This window comes from Caldivirga sp. (assembly GCF_023256255.1).
Taxonomy (GTDB): Archaea; Thermoproteota; Thermoprotei; order Thermoproteales; family Thermocladiaceae; genus Caldivirga.
In genome coordinates this window covers 44,640-60,053 of the sequence record NZ_JAGDXD010000045.1, presented here as the reverse complement: position 1 = coordinate 60,053, position 15,414 = coordinate 44,640, and the positions used below count along the sequence as shown (strand labels likewise).

At 44.7% G+C, this 15,414-nt stretch carries 17 protein-coding genes; 10 read left to right on the top strand and 7 right to left on the bottom strand.

Going from position 1 to position 15,414, the window contains the following annotated elements; all coding sequences use genetic code 11:
• Positions 1–227: 227 nt before the first annotated feature.
• Entirely contained in the window at positions 228–1,304 is a 1,077-nt protein-coding gene (locus tag Q0C29_RS07540) for a Gfo/Idh/MocA family oxidoreductase (RefSeq protein WP_292000050.1), read from the top strand.
• Positions 1,305–1,468: 164 nt separating this feature from the next.
• On the opposite strand, the gene aspS is transcribed toward Q0C29_RS07540, so the two are convergent.
• Together aspS and Q0C29_RS07530 are read right to left on the bottom strand one after the other, a co-directional pair.
• Positions 1,469–2,761 carry an aspartate--tRNA(Asn) ligase gene (aspS, locus tag Q0C29_RS07535; protein ID WP_292000049.1) on the bottom strand — a complete coding sequence of 431 codons (1,293 nt, stop codon included), beginning with the start codon at positions 2,759–2,761 and terminating at the stop codon, positions 1,469–1,471.
• Positions 2,762–2,792: 31 nt separating this feature from the next.
• Positions 2,793–3,326 (bottom strand): DUF309 domain-containing protein, encoded by a 534-nt coding sequence (locus Q0C29_RS07530; RefSeq protein WP_292000048.1) that lies wholly within the window; start codon positions 3,324–3,326, stop codon positions 2,793–2,795.
• A 124-nt stretch (positions 3,327–3,450) separates the two neighbouring features.
• On the opposite strand from Q0C29_RS07530, the gene Q0C29_RS07525 reads away from it, so the two are divergent.
• Positions 3,451–4,017 carry a phosphoribosyltransferase gene (locus Q0C29_RS07525; RefSeq protein ID WP_292000047.1) on the top strand — a complete coding sequence of 189 codons (567 nt, stop codon included), beginning with the start codon at positions 3,451–3,453 and terminating at the stop codon, positions 4,015–4,017.
• Here the strand turns inward: Q0C29_RS07525 and Q0C29_RS07520 are convergent, their stop codons facing one another.
• Both Q0C29_RS07520 and rpiA read right to left on the bottom strand, forming a co-directional pair.
• Entirely contained in the window at positions 4,018–4,578 is a 561-nt protein-coding gene (locus Q0C29_RS07520) for a UbiX family flavin prenyltransferase (RefSeq protein ID WP_292000046.1), read from the bottom strand. It abuts the gene before it with no gap.
• 44 nt (positions 4,579–4,622) lie between these two features.
• A complete protein-coding gene (gene rpiA, locus Q0C29_RS07515) occupies positions 4,623–5,315 on the bottom strand; it encodes a ribose 5-phosphate isomerase A (protein ID WP_292000045.1) in 693 nt (230 codons plus the stop codon).
• Positions 5,316–5,457: 142 nt separating this feature from the next.
• On the opposite strand from rpiA, the gene Q0C29_RS07510 reads away from it, so the two are divergent.
• The gene (locus Q0C29_RS07510; RefSeq protein ID WP_292000044.1) at positions 5,458–6,753 is read left to right on the top strand and encodes an MFS transporter; all 1,296 of its coding nucleotides are present in this window, start codon (positions 5,458–5,460) and stop codon (positions 6,751–6,753) included.
• Between the two features lie 44 nt (positions 6,754–6,797).
• A complete protein-coding gene (cdd, locus tag Q0C29_RS07505) occupies positions 6,798–7,184 on the top strand; it encodes a cytidine deaminase (RefSeq protein ID WP_292000043.1) in 387 nt (128 codons plus the stop codon).
• On the opposite strand, the gene Q0C29_RS07500 is transcribed toward cdd, so the two are convergent.
• Positions 7,165–7,716, bottom strand: a complete 552-nt coding sequence (locus Q0C29_RS07500) for a hypothetical protein (RefSeq protein ID WP_292000042.1) — start codon at positions 7,714–7,716, stop codon at positions 7,165–7,167. The two genes, cdd and Q0C29_RS07500, sit on opposite strands and share 20 nt — an antisense overlap.
• A gap of 109 nt (positions 7,717–7,825) precedes the next feature.
• Here Q0C29_RS07500 and ndhC point away from each other — a divergent pair, with 109 nt between their 5' ends.
• The 4 genes from ndhC to Q0C29_RS07480 all read left to right on the top strand — a co-directional run bounded on the left by ndhC (position 7,826) and on the right by Q0C29_RS07480 (position 11,291).
• The gene (gene ndhC, locus Q0C29_RS07495) at positions 7,826–8,230 is read left to right on the top strand and encodes an NADH-quinone oxidoreductase subunit A (protein WP_292000041.1); all 405 of its coding nucleotides are present in this window, start codon (positions 7,826–7,828) and stop codon (positions 8,228–8,230) included.
• 43 nt (positions 8,231–8,273) lie between these two features.
• Positions 8,274–9,398, top strand: coding sequence for an NADH-quinone oxidoreductase subunit NuoB (gene nuoB / locus Q0C29_RS07490; protein ID WP_292000040.1), 1,125 nt, complete (start codon positions 8,274–8,276; stop codon positions 9,396–9,398).
• Positions 9,395–10,669, top strand: a complete 1,275-nt coding sequence (locus tag Q0C29_RS07485; protein WP_367173649.1) for an NADH-quinone oxidoreductase subunit D — start codon at positions 9,395–9,397, stop codon at positions 10,667–10,669. The genes nuoB and Q0C29_RS07485 overlap by 4 nt, the downstream gene beginning before the upstream one ends.
• Before the next feature lie 67 nt (positions 10,670–10,736).
• Positions 10,737–11,291, top strand: a complete 555-nt coding sequence (locus tag Q0C29_RS07480) for a nucleoside-diphosphate kinase (RefSeq protein WP_292000038.1) — start codon at positions 10,737–10,739, stop codon at positions 11,289–11,291.
• Between the two features lie 100 nt (positions 11,292–11,391).
• On the opposite strand, the gene Q0C29_RS07475 is transcribed toward Q0C29_RS07480, so the two are convergent.
• Positions 11,392–12,372, bottom strand: a complete 981-nt coding sequence (locus Q0C29_RS07475) for an aldo/keto reductase (protein ID WP_292000037.1) — start codon at positions 12,370–12,372, stop codon at positions 11,392–11,394.
• Between the two features lie 148 nt (positions 12,373–12,520).
• On the opposite strand from Q0C29_RS07475, the gene Q0C29_RS07470 reads away from it, so the two are divergent.
• Both Q0C29_RS07470 and Q0C29_RS07465 read left to right on the top strand, forming a co-directional pair.
• On the top strand, positions 12,521–13,648 hold the full coding sequence (locus Q0C29_RS07470; RefSeq protein WP_292000036.1) for a Gfo/Idh/MocA family oxidoreductase: 1,128 nt from the start codon (positions 12,521–12,523) through the stop codon (positions 13,646–13,648).
• Between the two features lie 2 nt (positions 13,649–13,650).
• Entirely contained in the window at positions 13,651–14,427 is a 777-nt protein-coding gene (locus Q0C29_RS07465; protein WP_292000035.1) for a sugar phosphate isomerase/epimerase, read from the top strand.
• 39 nt (positions 14,428–14,466) lie between these two features.
• On the opposite strand, the gene Q0C29_RS07460 is transcribed toward Q0C29_RS07465, so the two are convergent.
• A complete protein-coding gene (locus Q0C29_RS07460) occupies positions 14,467–15,306 on the bottom strand; it encodes a sugar phosphate isomerase/epimerase (RefSeq protein WP_292000034.1) in 840 nt (279 codons plus the stop codon).
• Between the last annotated feature and the right edge of the window lie 108 nt (positions 15,307–15,414).

Genomic DNA, 15,414 nt, shown 5'->3' with positions numbered 1-15,414 from the left:
AGAGGGAAAGCATAAAACACAAAATACAAACAACAGGAATATACATAGAATAGGCAACAACTGTGAATCCTTAGACTCTCCTCATTAAATTTCACCTGAACCAGGAAATTTAACATTACTACTACCATAGCGTCAATAAATTCTGTGAAAAACCAGGAGAGGACATGGGTGAGTAACCATGCAGCATTGCCAACATACTTTAAAATAGACGCAGTTCCTCTATATTCATGGGGAAAGTTAAGGTTGGGGTCATCGGTGTTGGTGGTCATGGCAGGGGTAGGCACCTAATCCCCTACACTAAGTTACCTAACGTTGAGGTCGTGGCCATTGCTGATGTTAATCCTAAGAGGGCCGAGGCTGTTGGTAATGAGTTTAAGGTTAAGTATTATACTGATTACTTGGAGATGATTGAGAAGGAGAACCCTGATGCAGTCAGTATAGTCACACCCACTGGTCTTCACGCCAGGATTGCTAAAGAGGTTTTAAGTAAGGGTGTTCACGTTCTAGTAGATAAGCCACTTGGGGCTAATTTAAATGAGGTTGTTGACGTTGTTAGAACCGCTAAGGCTAAGGGTAAGATACTTATGGTTGGGTACTGGTCTAGGTTCTCTCAAGCCCTCAAGTTCGGGACCGAGGTAATGAACCTGGGTATGGTTGGTGAACCTTACTTAGCTTACGGTTACCTAGTTAGGAGGAGGGGTATTCCGGGTGTACCAACATTCATTGATAAGGAGTTATCAGGTGGTAAAGGGGCTTTACTGGATATAGGCTGCTACATACTGGATAACCTGCTATCCCTATTAGGATTCCCCAAGCCAATTACAGTGAGCGGAGCCACCTACACTAAGTTCGGTAGAAACCCTGAGGAGGTTAAGTTCAACTGGGGTTCATGGGACCCAAGTAAGTTTGAGCTCGAGGACTACGCAGTAGGCTTTGTTAGGTTTGAGAATGGGGCCTCAATGATTATTGAGGTTGGTTGGGCGGCAAACGTATCGCATGTGGGTGAAGTAGGAGTGTATAGAGTGCTTGGTGATAAAGGTGGATTAGAGGGCAGGGGTCATGAGGCAATTACTGACATTAGCCTCCACAGTAGAACCAGTAATTTCCTATATGACACGAAGCCAATACTGGGTAATGTAGATATGGCTCTTGAAATGGTTAAAGCCTTCATAGAGTCGGTGACCCAGAATAAGGAACCACCAACTACAGGTTATCAAAGCATAATAATACACTCAATAATAGACGCAGTATACGAATCAGCAAGCAAAGGCAGTGAAGTAAGGGTTACGTTACCTGAGGTTTAGTAGCACTACTCCTAAGATAGTTACTTTACAGTTAAATCACCATTTCATTCACTCTGCATCCCCAGTAATGAAGCCTAGCTGCTTCATTAATAGATTGAGTTAAGATACTGAGGGCTAAGTCCCTACACCCAATCATGATAAAATGAAAGCGCAGAGACAAACGGTCAAGGCGATAACCTATACCTATCCCTTGGGAATAGTATCACTTCCCTAATGTTTCTGACCCCAGCCATAACCATCATTAGCCTGTAGAGTCCAAGACCCCAGCCAGCGTGCGGAGGCATGCCCCAGCCGTAGATCTCCAGGTGTGTTGAGAAATTGTCTGGGTTAAGGCCCCTGGCCTTCATAGCGTTCTCGAGTTCCTTCTTATCATGTATCCTGGTGGATCCTGAGGTAACCTCCATGCCGTCTATGACTAGGTCGAAGGACTCGCTTCTAGATTCATCACCCTCAATAGGCTTCGTGTAAAACGCCCTAAGCATGGTGGGGAAGTGAATTATGAAGAATGGTTCCCCAATTAATTTACTTAAGGCCTCTAGCCCCTCTTTAGGCACATCATCACCCCACTTAACCTTAATCCCCTCCTTATCAAGCATGCTTAACGCATCATCATAGGTAATCACCTTAAAGGGCTTAGATGGAACCTTCACCTCACGGCCAATTTGACCCAGTAGGCCTACTGTAGCCCTATAAGACTCCACAACAACATCCTCAAGGATGCCCATAACATCCCTGTAATTCATGAATGCCGCCTCAGCATCAACTGAGATGAACTCGTTAACGTGGTAGGTGGTGTCATGTTTCTCAGCCCTATAGGCTGGTCCAATTTCAAAAACCCTCTCTAGGCTGGCGGTTAACTCCTCCTTATACAACTGGGGGCTTTGAGCCAGGTAGGCTGTCCGCTCAAAATACTGGACAGGGAACAATTCCGCACCACCCTCAGTACTTGTTGCTATTATCTTGGGTGTGAAGACCTCTATGAAGCCGTGACTGTAGAGGGTTGCGCGCATTGCCCTAACAACTTCACTCAAAGCCTTGAAGAGTACTACATTACTTCTGCGTTTAAGGTCAACTGTCCTATACCTTAGCCTTAGGTCAAGCATAGTCTCATCAACATTACCCCAAATATCTATTGGAAGCGGATTAGCTTTATTAAGTAGCTTAACTTCAATAGGCTCAACTTCCACGCCGGTCTTAGCCACTTTACTTGCCCTAACAATGCCCCTAACGCTTACTACGTCCTCTTTAGAAAGCTTAGAAACGGTATCCCAAGTTTCATCATTAACTGATGAACGCTTAACCGTGACCTGAACAACACCTTCCCTATCCCTCAGCATTATGAACTTTATCCTACCCACATCCCTAATTTCCCAAACCCAGCCGGATAAGGTAACCTCCTTACCATCCAGTTCAGGTTTAACCTCACTGGTCCAATGAGTCTTCCTGTAAATGGCCACGTTGAGTGGACTTGCCTGCGTATTTAAGTCTTTAAGCAATGCACCTAGCCTTAAAGGGCTTAAGGGTGCTTAATGATGCCCTTAACTCCTCCTTGAATTTTAAGGTATCGATGCAGTCAATTCGGTTAACTGTTATCATGCCTAAGGCTCTCTTAGCTAACTTAAGGAAAGACTCAACGTAATTCTCCTGAATCTTTACGAAGGATGCGGCAGCAACTATTAATCCTTGAACATTAACATCCCTACTTACCCTCCAGGTTGGTTCGAGAACCTCATGGGCTTCCCAAAACCTCTCTTCATTGAATAAAAACACGAAGGCCCTAAATGGGTCATTGGGCTTATTCTCATTACTTAAGTTAACTATACTTAAGACTGGTCCAACAGCCTCACTTACTATTAAGGCTAGCTTATCCAAGTCGTCAGAATTTACATCAATTTCAACGTGACTTGAAGCCACCCTAACATTAATTATGCCTAGGCCTAAATTCCTTAAGAGGTTCATTAACCTAACCCTGTCCTTAGGCTCATATAACCTTGAATTACGCGCATGGATCAGGATCCTCACACGTAAGTTTCGGTGCAGCCTTTATAAAATCGCTTTAAACGTGGGTATTCACTTAGGCTTAACTTAATATGTATTAGGGTATTGGGAGAGTAAGGTTTATAAGGGGTTAAGTAAAATGAATTTAATGGTAGAATTTAAGTATTTGTCGTGGGATGATGTGATGGATTTAACCATTAAGGTGTCTGAATCAATAGTGAAAGATAACTATAAGCCAAACATAGTAGTAGGGGTGGCTAGAGGAGGGGTTGTTATAGCTAAAATAATTGAGGACATACTTGGGATAGGTAACATGACTTCCATAGAGGTTAAGCTCTACAGGGGGATTAATGATCGAGGGGAGGAGGCAAGGATAGCTCAACCACTGCCGGTTAGCGTTAAGGGTTTGAGAATACTGCTTGTTGATGATGTTTCAGATACAGGTACGACACTATCAGTCGCCTACAATTACCTGAAGGAGCAGGGGGCTATTGAGATTAGGACAGCAACACTAATGATTAAGCCGTGGACAAGGTTTAGGCCCAACTACTACGCTGGGGAGGCAACGGCCTGGATAATATTTCCCTGGGAGATTGGTGAAACAATTAGGGAGTTGGGTAGTAGGTTTGATGCGGCGTTGGGGGAGGCTAGGAATAATAGTATAGTGACTAGGATAAGGAACCTAGTCCATAATACCCCAACTAACACTAAGTGATTAACCACCCCATATGGGGTAAAGGTTATTCTCAATGCCCATAAGGGCAATTACCCTACCCACCACTGCGTTAACCAAGTCATCTATTGTCCTTGGCTTACCGTAGAATGGTGGGCTAGCGGGCATTACTATAGCCCCAGCTTGGGTAACTAGCTCCATGTTTCTAATGTGAATTAGGCTATAGGGGGCTTCCCTAATCAACAGTATTAACCTCCTCCTCTCCTTAAGGGCGACATCAGCCGCCCTGGTGATTAAGTTGGATGCGTAACCATGGGCTATAGCGGCAAGCGTCTTCATTGAGCAGGGTGCTATTGCCATTGCCTGAAAGTTAAATGAACCACTGGCTATTGGTGCATCAAGTTCCCCATCATCATAGGCCCTATGGGCTAGTTTAACTAAGTCACCTACGCCTAAACCCAACTCATGCTGGAGAACCTTAGAAGCTGACTTGGAAACAACTAGGTGAACCTCCACATCATTAACCCTCCTAAGGTGTTCAAGGAGTCTTAAGCCATATATTACACCTGAGGCCCCCGTTACGGCTACTACAACCCTCCTCATTGGTTAACGTTGGCTACTTAAGTATTTAACTATGCGGTTGAAGCCTACTTAAACTCGTAAACCGAACCATCACTCTTACCTACAATAACCCTGGAAACCTTAAGCCCATTGAATAAGCCAACCTCAACAACGCCTGGAATACCCTTAATAATCCTCTCACCTTCACTTGGCTCAATCCTTAAACTAGGCCTATAGTCAATTACGTAATTGCAGTTATCAGTGACCACAGGCCCCCTCTTACTTGAGGAGTACCTTAACTCCGCTGAGCCACCGTACTCCTTCTCAAGCTTAGCCTTAACCATGGGCCAGGCGTAGGGCACTACCTCAATTGGTATTGGGTGCCTACTAGGCACCTTATCCACCAGTTTCGATTCATCAACAATCACTATGAACTCATCAGCCCAATAGTCAATAATTTTCTCCCTAGTTAAAGCCCCACCCCCACCCTTCACAAGGTTCTTACCCTCATCAACCTCATCGGCACCATCCACTGCGACGGTGATTCCATTAACCTGCCAGGGGTACCTAAGCAGTTCCCCAAGCCCTAACCTAACGATCTCATACTCAGTTTCAGTGGAAGTGGCCACAAGCCTCACGTTTGATATTAAACCACCTTTAATAGCCTCAGCTAACTCATTGAGGAAGACCAATGCTGTGGAACCTGAACCAACACCAACCACATACCCGCTTTCAACGTACTTAAGCGCAGCCTTAGCGGCAGCCAACTTAGGATCCATAGTGTGGGGAAGGCATTGGGCTTTAAAAACACGCCTTAGTAAGGGTGTTAGGTGGTTCACTTCATCATTATTTATTTCCCATAACTAAGTCCCTCGTTCACTTGAAAGGATTTATAAAGTGAACTCACTTTGCTCCAGCTTCATGAGTACCTGGGTTAGGGAGACTAGTATTGCTAGGAGGGTTTACGTTGGTTCACTGGTTGGCTGGATTATGGATGCCTTCGACTTAAGCATGATGTTCCTCCTAGTGCCTGTTATGGCTGATGTCTTCTTCCCAGCCAAGTATGGGTTAGCCATAGTGGGTACATGGAGCATATACACTACTACCTTCGTCTTTAGGCCAATTGGCGGTGTAATCTTCGGTAGGCTTGGGGATAGGATTGGTAGGAGGAACACCATGGTCATAACATTAACTGGACTAGGCCTAATAGTCTTCGCCACGGGCTTCCTACCCACCTATGATCAAGTAGGCGTATTGGCACCAGTTCTATTATTCATCTTCAGGATTATAACAGGTACATTTGCTGGGGGTGAGTATGGGAATAGCGCCGCCATTCTAGTTGAGTCGGTTGATAGGGAGAGGAGGGGTGCATGGGGTGCATTCCTCCAAAGTGGTTACCCAATAGGGTACACGCTGGCTGCATTAATTTACCTCAGCCTTCACTATATTATACCATCCTCATCATTCACGCAGATTGGGTGGAGGTGGATGTTTTGGATAGGCTTAATACCAGCCATAGTAGGCTTAATTGTTAGGCTTTCAATGCCTGAATCAGCAATGTGGGAGAGGGTTAGTAAGGAGAGGGGCATTAATAAGGCTCCATTCACAACCATATTAAGAAACCCAGCGTATAGGCTCGGAGCATTAACAGGAGTGTTGGCTATGACTGGGATAGCTTGGGTTTACGGCTTAACGCTGGGCTTCTACCCAACAGTACTCTCATACCACAATTTCCTAAAATTCCCCTACTTCCTCTACGTTGTCATAGTATCAATATTAATATCATTGTTGGGTTACCTGACGTCAGGCTTCATTAGTGATATGATAGGTAGGAGGTTAACCATGATCATCTTCTCAGTAGCTGCAGTGATTGCTTCAATACCGGTGACGTACCTTATCCTTACTCACGCCTACGGCTTTTATGGAACAATGGCTTTAGCAAGTCTAATAGCCTTCCTAACCACTGGCGTATATGGTGTAATTCCAGCTTACTTATCTGAAAAGTTCTCCACTGATGTTAGGAGCACTGGAGTGGGCTTTTCATTCAACGGTGGCTTCATAGTGGGTAATTGGAGCACAGCGCTTCTACTCCTTATCTCAACCATAAGTAACCCATCCTTCTACCTGTATTGGGGCATATTCATAATAATAGGTGAGTTAATGATATTTGCCTCTGCCTTATTATCTAAGGAGACTAAGGGAATTGAACTTACTTAAACTAAACCTAACTTCTTTTAAACTCCAACCCCATTAATTAAGCCATGGAGGAGGTTATTAATAGGGCTGTTCAGTTAGCTAGGTCATACCTAAGGAACTCCTACTCCCCCTACTCAGGTGTTAAGGTTGCCGCAGTGGCGATTACGAGTAATGGTGAAATGTACCCTGGGGTTAATGTTGAGAATTCATCATACGGCTTAACGGTGTGCGCTGAGAGGATTGCAATATTTAGGGCAGTCACGGAGGGCTATAGGAGGATTAAGGCAGTGGTCGTGACCTCGAACCATGATGAAACATACCCCTGTGGTGCCTGTCTACAGGTTATGGCCGAATTCAACGTTGAGGAGGTTTACGTTGATTCACGGAATGGTGTTAAGAGGTTTAGGCTGAGTGAACTCTTACCAAGGCCCTTTAGTCTAGGAGCCCAGTAGACTTAAGGATCCTGAGGATAAGGCTTGGGAACCAAGGCTCTGAGGATAAGGGGCCACTTAACCTAGTCCTAGGGCACCTAGACTTAATAATGTCTGTAGCCTTCCTAACGATAACTCCCCTGAAGAGGAATAGTAAGTAGGCTTCACTTGGGCAATTCATTGAGTACACGTTGGGTTCACCGGTAAGTAGCCTAACCTCGAAACCAGCCTCCTTAAGCGCATTAATGCCTTTAAGGGCCTTAGCCTCATTGGACCCATGCATCACCAGTGTTTTTGGTAAATAATCCTTAAGACCATTAATGAACTCCCCAATACTTAATAATGGGTTAAGCGCATGGTCAGCTACCCTTAATGCATTCTCGTAATCCTTACCCCAGTTTAGGAAGAATGGGAAGGAACCAGGTATAGTACCGTCACCATGGCCTAGAAGGAAAACGTAACTAATGCCAAGTCTCTTAAAGAACTCGTCAACATCACTAATGTACTCAGGATCCTTAGACCCATGAATTAAGGCTACTGGATACTGACGCATAGGGGTAATTAGGCAAACCTATTTTATACTATTTTTATACTATTACAGTTGAGCCTCACCCTTTAAGATGGAGGGTAAAGCATAAATACTAAGCCTAGGGGCCATGAATATGGCCTACTGGGGTGCGTTAGCGGCTGTACTTTTCCTAGTATTCATAGGATTGGTGGTGGATGGGTTAATACTACTCATTAGGAGGATAATTAAAGTTAGGTTAACTAATCCGGTTAAGGTTATGAGGTTTGAGGCTGGTAATGTACCAGTAGGACCTGTAAGGAGTACCCTACCAATGCAGTACGTTGGCTTCCTACTCATGTTTCTGACGGTAGAACCGATTGCAGCGCTTCTGCTTGCATTATCAATAGCGTTCACGAGCCCCTTCAACATGGGTTACGTGCTTCTCTTCATAACCTTCATTGTGACTTACTCCCCGTTAATATACGTAGCCTACAATGACGTAAAGTACATGGCCTATGAGGCCCCCCGTAGAGTTATTTTAAACAGAAGCGGTGAATAGTAATTTTTAAAAACGTAACAAGTCCAATAGGTTGTGGATAATTATGGGTGATACAACTGTTAATACGCTGAAGATAACGTTAAAGTCCATTGGAATGGATATTAAACTACTACCGGATTCATTAGCGAGTTGGGGGACGAAATTCTCAATATGGCCAGCCCACCTGGTGACAGCATGCTGTGGAGTGGAGTTCGCGCACACCTCAGCCCCCGGTTATGACGCTGAGAGGTGGGGGTTCCTACCCATATTTGGGCCTAGGCAAACGAACTCAATAGTAATAGAGGGTACTGTAACTAGGAAGATGGCTAAGGTTGTTAAGACTGCTTATGAGCAGATGCCTTACCCTAAGTTCGTTATAGCCATGGGCTCATGCGCAATGGAGGGGGGCGTCTTCTGGAATTCGTACCATGTTGTTAAGGTTAATGAGATTATACCTGTTGATGCTTGGGTTATGGGTTGCCCACCAACCCCTGAGGCAGTGATTAGGGCCATTAGGATGGTTCAGAATAAGATTGAGGGTAAGGAAGCTAAGCCCAATATAAGGCCAAACCCAATTGACCTAACTAAGGTACTGAAGCCCGATAAACCACAAAGACCCCCTAATCCACCTCACAGGATTGAGTTCGAGCTAATTAAGGACATTAATGTCTGCAAACCAGCAGCCAACATTAAGTGGGAGCTTGGGCAGAAGTTAATTGACGGTTTTAAGGAATCATTGAAGGATGGTGTTAAAAACGCCGCTATAAGGGGTATTAACGACCTATGCATCATGTTGAATAACCAGAGCCACCTTAAGGATGCGGTACTCTCAGCCTTTAAACTGGGCTTCGATCACATAAAGTCAATTAACGTAATAGACCTAATTAACGCCGGGGTCTTTAGGATGGAGTATGTGCTTGGCTCGTACTCAAGTAAGGAGCTGCAATCAGTCCTACTAACACTATACTTCGATGTACCTAGGGATGAGGCTAAGGTACCCTCAATAATTGACGTTTACCCTGGTGCTGATTACCAGGAAAGGGAACTACATGACTTATTCGGCGTCTGGTTTGACGGTAACCCATGGATGGGGAGTAACTTCATCCTAGACCCAGATACACCTGTGAAGTATCCACTTAGGAAGGAGTATAGAATCCCCTCGCTTAAGGGGGTTGTGGTGGAGAGGTGATTAATGTGGCTGAGCGTGAAGTATCAATTGACGTACCAGTAGAAGTGCCTACCGAGGTTAAGTCACTCTTCCTACCTATTCCCAAGAACATGGTTGAGGAGGCTTATAAGTCAGATGAGTACCTCGTCTTAATTGGCCCAGCCCACCCAGGTAGTGGGCACATGAGGATTATCCTAAGGTTAAAGGGTGACTACATTGTTGAGGCAATACCGGACCCGGGTTACGTACATAGGGCTGTGGAGAAGCTTGCTGAAACCAGGCTTTTCGTGCATAATATACCGCTTGTGGAGCGCCCTACAATAGCTGAGTCATCAATAATGGATCATGGTTACGTTAGGGCCATTGAGGAATTAGGCCAATTAGACGTACCCCCAAGAGCCCAGTACCTGAGGGTTATTATGGATGAGTTAAGCAGGATAGGTGATCACCTTTACGATACGGGAATATTAGCCGTTTTCCTTGGCCATTCAACAGGCTACATGTGGGGCTTTGGCCTAAGGGAATTCATAACAGATGCCTTAGCCAGGATGACTGGGGCTAGGATAACAATATCCTTTGTAATACCCAGTGGCGTGAGGTGGGATGTTCACCCAGATACCTTAAGGTACGTTTACAACATGACCTTCTTCATTGAGAAGAAGATCGATGAATTAGGCACAATATTCACTAAGAATCCTGTCACAATAAGCAGGATGAAGGACGTGGGTGTCTTAACCAAGGACCAGTGCATTAAACTGGGGGCAGTTGGCCCATTCCTAAGGGCCTGTGGTGTTGAGTATGATAGTAGGAAGGCGAGGCCATATGCTGTTTATGATCAGTTAGAGTGGGAGATCCCTGTGGCTGATGAGGGTGATGCATATTCAAGGTTCCTAGTGAGGGTTGAGGAGATTAGGCAGAGCCTCAATATAATAAGGCAGGCTGTTAAGAACATTCCCGAGGGGCCAGTAATAGGTAATAAGCTGATGGCCAGGGTACCACCTAAGGAGAGGGAGAAGGTGGCTAAGGACATTAGGAATTACCTATTCAGGCTACTGATAGGCTTAACACTACCTGAGGGGGAGGCAACTACGCTTACTGAAGCAGCCAGAGGAACATTATTGTACTCTCTAGTTAGCGACGGCAAGTCTAATGTACCCTACAGGCTTAGGATGATTACCCCATCTTGGTATAACCTTAGGCCATTCATGGAGAGTTTAAGGGGGTATAGGCTAATGGACCTACCGTCAATATACGGTTCATGGGGGTACTTCCCACCTGAGGCGGATAGGTAACAGTACCTTAAAGCTAATCCCTCCTAACATGCGGAAACACTTTAAAGGGGTATGGGTAATGACGCCTATGGCCATTGAGAGGACCCTCGTCATAGTTAAGCCTGATGGTGTAAGGAGGGGGTTAGTGGGTGAGGTTATTTTGAGGCTTGAGAAAGTAGGCCTCAAAATAGTGGCTATGAAGATGGCTTGGGCAAGTAGGGAGAAGATTGAGGGTTTTTACCCAAGCAACGTTGATTGGTTCAGGAGCGTTGGCAATAAAACGCTTAATAGTTATAAGGAGATGGGGATTGATGCGAAGGTTGAGTTAGGCACAGATGATCCTGTTGAGATCGGTAAATTAGTTAAGAAATGGCTAGTGGACTACATGACTGAGTCACCTATAGTTCTCATGGTTGTTGAAGGCAATCACGCAGTTGAGGTTGTCAGGAAACTGGTAGGTAATACATTACCCTATAAAGCGGAGCCGGGAACAATTAGAGGAGATTACTCAGTGGACAGCCCTGACTTAGCTAATAGGGAGAAGAGGGCTATAAGGAATATTGTGCATGCTAGTGACAGCCCTGAGGAGGCTAAGAGGGAGATAAGCCATTGGTTTAAGGAAGATGAAATATTCAGCTACTGACTAATCCCCTAATAATTCATAAGATTAATGAAAAGTATGCATTATTAGCAGGAAGGGTTGAGTTTGAAAAACAGATTTTATAGGGATTTATCTAAGTGACTTACCTATGGCCGAAGACTGGCTTTGGTTTATATGGTTCCTCAAGGTACTTTATCTCATCATCAGTAAGCTTTATCCCAATGGCGCCGACAGCCTCCTCCACGTGCTCAGGCTTAGTGGTGCCTATTATTGGTGCTGTAACACCCTTATGCAGTAGCCAGGCGTAGGCTATTTGAGTTGGTGTAGCGCCCTTATTCTTAGCGACCTCAATTACCCTCTTAAGAATTTCAGCATTCTCAGGTGGTTCCACGTAAATCCTGTAGTCGCCACTACCTGGCCTAACCCTAGTTTCAGTCTCCGGTACCACTATCTTACCATCCTTATAGTACTTACCTGATAATATGCCTGCTGCGGTTGGGCTCCATGGTATTATGCCTATTCCATGAGCCTTGCAGAATGGTATCATTTCCCTTTCCTCCTCCCTGTAAAGTAGGTTGTAGACGTTTTGCATGCTTACGAACTTCTCGTAACCCTTCATTTCGGCTGTGTATATGGCTTTCGCGAATTGCCATGTCCACATGCTTGATGCTCCAATGTATCTTACTTTTCCTTGGTGTACTAGGTCTGTTAGTGTGGATAGTGTCTCCTCAATTGGCGTCTCATAATCCCACCTATGAATCTGATACAAGTCAACATAATCAGTACCAAGCCTCCTAAGAGAATCACTAATCTGCCTCATAACATGCTTCCTAGACAAACCCCTATCATTAGGACCATTACCCATCTGCCCAAAAACCTTAGTCGCTATAACAACATCCTCCCTCATACCCTTAACCAACTCACCAACAATCTCCTCACTCCTACCCCTAGAGTAGACGTTAGCCGTGTCAATACAGTTGATGCCAAGGTCCCAAGCCTTCTTCCAAATCTTCCTAGCATCCTCAAGTTCAACCATCCATGGTGCCGTATTACCGAACTGCATGGCACCAAGGCATATTCTTGATATTTTCAAACCAGTATTACCTAAGTTAACATATTCCATACTAATCTTGAAGAGGTTAACTAAGCTAATTTATAAAAGTTACCTGCATTATAAGTTTACGCTTAATGATTTAATAATGATACCTTACCCTTAAAGAATAAGAGGTAATACTTAATAAGCAGCATCCCAGTTCAAGCCTCAGATAAATATGTCATCCGGGTCTGTTGCGCCTCAGGTTGTGAGGGTTGGTTTCGTGGGTTGTGGTGGTATTGTTCAGGGCGCTCACGCGCCTAACCTGGCTCAAATACCTAATGTTAAATTGGCTGCGTGTGCTGATGTGGATAAGGCTCGTGTTGCTGAATTCCTTGAGAAGTTTAAGCTTAACTTCTACACGGACTATAAGGAGATGCTTGCTAAGGAGGCTTTGGATGCTGTCGTTATAGCAACACCAAATGCACTACATGCTCCAGTAGCCATTGATGCCCTTGAGAATGGGGCTCACGTGTTGACTGAGAAGCCAATGGCAATAAGCCTTGATGAGGCTGTTAGGATGGTTGAGACTGCTAGGAGGAGACAGAGGGTACTCATGGTTGGGCACCACATGAGGTTTGAGAGGAGTGTTCAAGTGGGTAGGAAGTTCATTACTAACGGTAGGCTTGGTAAAATATACCACATTAGGGCTCTTCACCTTAGGAGGAGGGGTATACCATCCACTGTAACATTCCTCCAGAGGAAGTACTCCGGTGGTGGACCCATGTGGGATATTGGGGTGCACACTATTGATGCAACAATGTTCATGACCAACTTCCCTAAGCCAGTTTCAGTGGTTGGTAAGGTTTACTCAGCCTTCCCTGATAAGGCGTACATGAGGATGAATTACCCAGTACCAATGACTTCTCAATTCGCCTACACTGCACCAATGGATGTTGAGGACTTCGCCATGGGTCTCGTTAAGTTTGAGGGTGACTTAACAATGTACATTGAGGCTACTTGGGCAACCTACATTAAGGAGGATAGGCATGAAGTAGCAATAATAGGTACTGAGGGAGGCATACATTATGAGGGTGGGTCGTTAAGCTACATTCATAGTATTGATGAGGAGTTCATAACATCAACACCATTAATAGGGCAACAGCAGTCAGCTTATGCGCAGGAGGATAGGGCATTCATTGATGCTATAACTAAGGGTGCCTCGAAGGCTCCTTACCCAGCCTGTACTGGTGAGCAGGGGTTACTGGATGTGGCTATAATTGAGGCTATTTACAAGTCTGCTGAGAGTGGTAGGGAGGAGAGGATTAGTATTCCTCAGTCAATACTTGACTCCATGGGGTGGTGAATGTGGCTGGTTTAAGGATTGCGCTTCAATTATACTCACTTAGGGATGATATGCCTAAGGACCCATTCGGCACAGTTAAGGCTGTTGCTGAGGCTGGCTTCGATGGTGTTGAGTTCGCCGGCTTCTACAGTAAGTCTGCCTTGGAGTGGAGGGAATTCCTAGATAAGGTTGGCTTAGAGGTTGCTGGGGCTCACCTAGGCGTTAATAGTTTCATTGGTGATGAGCTTAATAGGACTATTGAGTACAATAGGTTACTCTGGAATAGGAACCTAATAATACCCGGTATACCTGAGGAGTGGAGGAGGGGTAGGGCTGGTTGGTTGAAGTTCGCCAGCATGCTTAATGACTTATCAAGGATTTTGAAGTCCTACGGTATGAGGACTGGTTACCATAATCACTGGCTTGAATTCCAACCAATTGAGGGTGAACTACCATTCCACCTAGTCTTCAGTAACACTGATAACAGTGTTATTGCCCAAATTGATATAGGCCACGCATATAGGGCTGGGTTAAGTAATAGTGATATCGTTGAGTTGATTAAGAGGTATAGTGGTAGGATAGTGAGCGTCCACGTTAAGGATTACTCGAAGGCTAAGGGGTATAATGTGGCTGTTGGTGAAGGTGAATTAAACTGGCCAGAAATCCTAAGTGCATTAAGGAAGTATGGGGGCACTGAGTGGCTTATAATTGAGAATGAAGAATACCCATACAAGCCACCCATTGAGACGGTTAAGGTAAGTATAAAGAACCTAAGAAACATACTGAGCACAGTAAGCTAGGAGGGAATTTGATTTAAAAACACTTACCCTCTTCATTCATTACCTCCTAAAGTTAAGTACCTTCTCGGCGACTCCAAGTTCTCTCAGTATTTTAACAATACCGTTAAACGACTCCCTGGTCCCCTCCTCCTTACTGCCACTGGGTGGCACGTAGTGTGTTTCTAGGGAGATAACACCATCATACCCGTTATCGAGAAGTGCCTTGAATTGGCCACGGTAATCAATCATACCACCCCCTATTGGCTTCCAGGCGTAGTGCCCATTCTCCACTGCAGCATCCTTAACATGAATGTGCATTACTAAGTCCTTCACGGCACTATACCCATGTGGGTATGGGGTTTCCCTTGCGAAGAAAGCGTTACCTGGATCCCAAAGCACCCTTACGTACCTACTTCCAAGCCTATTAATGAATTCATAGGCCTCCTTACCTGTTCCTACTATGCAACTGTACTCATTTTCAACAACAAGGTAAACACCCTCCCTCTCCGCCAGCTCCACTGCTGGTTGGAAAAGTTCAATTAATTGATTCAAGTAGTTGCCTAATTCCCCCTGCCACCAGAACGTGAATATCCTAGTGTACTTTAAGTCAAGTCTCTTAGATAGTTCAATAACCCTCCTTAAAACGTTAATGTGCTTCTTATGGGATTCAGAATCATTAATGTATATTTTAAATATGAATGAATCCAAGTTAGATACCTCTAAGCCGTACTTCCTAGCTAGGTTACGTACCTCAGTAATCTCCGAGTCGGATAATTGAGAAACATTCCGTCCCCAAAGATCCCTAATCTCAACGTGGGTTGCCCCTAGTTCCGAAATAACCTTAAGAGCGTGTTCAAGGTCTTGGGAAACCTCATCAGATATTACACCGATTTTAAACATGCTACCTCAGTTTAAATCATAACAGTCCCGCTTTAATAAATATAATCTAACGACTTTTCACCAATACTATGCTACAAACGCTAGGTATTAGAATTAGGTGAACTTTTA

What these genes read in the sequence shown, in the direction of transcription:
- Q0C29_RS07540 (WP_292000050.1), top strand. Translation starts at nt 228, where the DNA reads ATGGGGAAAGTTAAGGTTGGGGTCATCGGTGTTGGTGGTCATGGCAGG.
- Q0C29_RS07525 (WP_292000047.1), top strand. Translation starts at nt 3,451, where the DNA reads ATGGTAGAATTTAAGTATTTGTCGTGGGATGATGTGATGGATTTAACC.
- Q0C29_RS07520 (WP_292000046.1), bottom strand. Translation starts at nt 4,578, where the DNA reads ATGAGGAGGGTTGTAGTAGCCGTAACGGGGGCCTCAGGTGTAATATAT.
- rpiA (WP_292000045.1), bottom strand. Translation starts at nt 5,315, where the DNA reads ATGGATCCTAAGTTGGCTGCCGCTAAGGCTGCGCTTAAGTACGTTGAA.
- Q0C29_RS07510 (WP_292000044.1), top strand. Translation starts at nt 5,458, where the DNA reads ATGAGTACCTGGGTTAGGGAGACTAGTATTGCTAGGAGGGTTTACGTT.
- cdd (WP_292000043.1), top strand. Translation starts at nt 6,798, where the DNA reads ATGGAGGAGGTTATTAATAGGGCTGTTCAGTTAGCTAGGTCATACCTA.
- Q0C29_RS07500 (WP_292000042.1), bottom strand. Translation starts at nt 7,716, where the DNA reads ATGCGTCAGTATCCAGTAGCCTTAATTCATGGGTCTAAGGATCCTGAG.
- ndhC (WP_292000041.1), top strand. Translation starts at nt 7,826, where the DNA reads ATGGCCTACTGGGGTGCGTTAGCGGCTGTACTTTTCCTAGTATTCATA.
- nuoB (WP_292000040.1), top strand. Translation starts at nt 8,274, where the DNA reads ATGGGTGATACAACTGTTAATACGCTGAAGATAACGTTAAAGTCCATT.
- Q0C29_RS07480 (WP_292000038.1), top strand. Translation starts at nt 10,737, where the DNA reads ATGGCCATTGAGAGGACCCTCGTCATAGTTAAGCCTGATGGTGTAAGG.
- Q0C29_RS07475 (WP_292000037.1), bottom strand. Translation starts at nt 12,372, where the DNA reads ATGGAATATGTTAACTTAGGTAATACTGGTTTGAAAATATCAAGAATA.
- Q0C29_RS07470 (WP_292000036.1), top strand. Translation starts at nt 12,521, where the DNA reads ATGTCATCCGGGTCTGTTGCGCCTCAGGTTGTGAGGGTTGGTTTCGTG.
- Q0C29_RS07460 (WP_292000034.1), bottom strand. Translation starts at nt 15,306, where the DNA reads ATGTTTAAAATCGGTGTAATATCTGATGAGGTTTCCCAAGACCTTGAA.